Below are 2,443 nucleotides of genomic sequence, written 5' to 3' on the forward strand. Positions count from 1 at the left end.
TCGGACGCCTTAAACCGACCGGCGGAATCATCAAGACGGGGGAGCTCACGATCGGCTATTTCGATCAGCACCGCGAGATGCTAGATGACAACCTCAACCTCATCGAAACCTTCTGCCCTCACGGCGGTGACCGCGTCGACGTTATGGGCCAAGATTATCACGTCTACGGCTATCTGAAAAACTTTCTCTTCCCGAGAGAGTTTCTCGATAAAAAGGTGGGCGTGTTGAGCGGCGGAGAGAAGAACCGCGTCGCGCTGGCGCTGCTCTTTACCAAAAAAGTGGATTGTCTGATTTTGGATGAACCGACCAACGATCTGGACATCCCGACGATCAACATCCTCGAAGAGAAGCTCCAAAACTTCCCCGGCGCCGTTATCCTCGTGAGCCACGACCGCTATTTCGTCGACAAGATTGCGAAAAAGCTCTTTATTTTCAAAGGGGACGGCACGATAGAAGAGAGCTACAAACCCTACAGCGAATACCTCGAAGACGAAAAAGAGTTTGCGGAAATCGAGGCGATGGAAGGGGAATTTTCCAAAACACAAATCGTTCCGAAAGCCCCCGTTACCGAAAAACAAAAAGTTCTGAAACTGACGTTTAATGAACAAAAAGCACTCGAAAAACTCCCGATAGAAATCGAAGAGCTCGAAGCCAAAATAGATGAGCTGAACGCTTCTCTGGCCGATCCGAAAAAGTACGAGAAGATCGGAATCACCGTTCTGGCCGAAGAGCTGGAGAAAATCAAAACACTATATGAAAAAAAAGTAGATGAACTGTTAAGTATTGAAGAAAAAGTCGAGGAGATCGAAGCGCTCAAAAACGCCTAGCGCTTCGAAAAAGCGGAAAGATCAGCGTCCTTTTCCTCCGCCCATTCCGCCTCCCTGACCTTGCATCATCCCTTGGCCTTTTTGCTGCATTTTCCCCTGCTGGTTTTGCATCATTCCTTTGCCCATCTGGCCTTGCATCATCCCCTGCCCTTGCCCCTGATTTTTCATTTTCGGGGTGGCATTTTCGGGTTTGTTCATAAACTTTTGTTGCTGTTCTTTCGTCATCGTTTGTTGACGATTCATCAGTTCGTTATGCAGTTGCATGCGCTCTTGCTGATTCGTGAGGGTTCCCCGTTTTTCCAAAAGCTGGTCGGTACTCATCGCACCGAAATTTTCCGCACACACGACTGTCGCACACAACGCGGCAGCCGACAACATGATCATTACCTTTTTCATGCAAAACTCCTTTTGAGTGAATAGACTCATTGTAATAGAGTTTTGTTAAAAATTGGTTAAGAAAATTAATCAGACTCTACTTCGATCGTAAATTTATCGTCCATGAAGCGCTTCGCATCGTCTTCTTTCATTGTTGCTGACTGAAGGAAAAAATTCTGTATCTGCGACATCGTATGGCTGTTTTTATTCTCTCCGGTAAGACTAATCTCGTCCGCTTCGCCTTTGAGCATCGCAATCATCGCCCTGATCAGCTCTTTTTCAACAATTCCGGCTGTCAACGCAAGATCGCTTTCAAACCGTTTGGCAATCGCGCCGTTGATCGCTTCGGAAGCTTTTGCCTTGTCAGCCATGTCAGAAGGCTTCAGAGCGAATTCTTTCAGGAAAAGAGCTTTTTCTTCAGGCTTTAACATCTCTACAAAACTTTTAACCGATTCGTACGTCACATCGGAAATCGCACGGTTTTGAACGCTCAGAGAAAAATTTTCCAAAATCATCGAATCGGGAGATCCCGAAGCGATGTCGCGCGCTTTCATCGAAAACTCGATCGGCATGATGGCATTGTCAATCGACAAACGCTCAATCGCTACCTCTTTGATCAATGCCGGATTCCCCTCTATCTCCGCTTCGATAGCCAGATTCATTGTACTCAGCTTTTCAAGGGTACTTTGCTGAAACGCATTGCTGACATTGTCGGCTACCATCTGGGCTAGCATCATTCTTGGCAGGGCTATCTCTTCGATCTCGATATCGATTGAAGCATTGACGGATTGCCCTTCGGAAAAAGCTTTTAGCGATTCGAGTTCTTCAACTTCTCCCAGACGCAGCTTTTTGATCGAAAGCTGTTCCGCTCCCAGCATGGAGAGTTTTATCCCGTCGATTTCGCAATCCGTGGAGATCAGACCGCTGCAATCGAGCGAAGTGTACGTCATCTCTCCTCCGACGAGGAGAAGATTCTGCTGATATTCATGGATCGCTTTTTCGAGTTCGGCTTTGACCTGTTCGTTTTTATAATGCGCCAGCGCACTCACCCCGACGGCAATCACCGCCGCCGCGACGGAAAGGTGGATTTTATAGCGCTTGAGCTTCTCTTGCCAGTTTTTCGGAGTTTCTTCTTCGCTCAATTGTTCGTCTGTCGTAATCGTTTCGTTCACGTGTACCCTTACTGTATATAATCAACGACTTTGGAAAGGAGCGTCACCTCTTTGATGACGCTGACCACT

Annotated in this window: 3 protein-coding genes; 1 reads left to right on the forward strand and 2 read right to left on the reverse strand. The window is 47.2% G+C overall.

The window, feature by feature from the left end; all coding sequences use genetic code 11:
• A partial coding sequence (locus JU82_RS12165) for an ATP-binding cassette domain-containing protein (RefSeq protein ID WP_037950660.1) occupies nucleotides 1-827 on the forward strand: 827 nt, incomplete at its 5' end.
• A 21-nt stretch (nucleotides 828-848) separates the two neighbouring features.
• On the opposite strand, the gene JU82_RS11045 is transcribed toward JU82_RS12165, so the two are convergent.
• Both JU82_RS11045 and JU82_RS11050 read right to left on the reverse strand, forming a co-directional pair.
• Complete coding sequence (locus JU82_RS11045; RefSeq protein WP_037950662.1) at nucleotides 849-1,223, reverse strand: hypothetical protein; 375 nt, start codon at nucleotides 1,221-1,223, stop codon at nucleotides 849-851.
• A 65-nt stretch (nucleotides 1,224-1,288) separates the two neighbouring features.
• Entirely contained in the window at nucleotides 1,289-2,374 is a 1,086-nt protein-coding gene (locus tag JU82_RS11050) for a hypothetical protein (protein ID WP_037950663.1), read from the reverse strand.
• Between the last annotated feature and the right edge of the window lie 69 nt (nucleotides 2,375-2,443).

Source organism: Sulfuricurvum sp. MLSB, from assembly GCF_000747095.1.
GTDB lineage: Bacteria > Campylobacterota > Campylobacteria > Campylobacterales > Sulfurimonadaceae > Sulfuricurvum.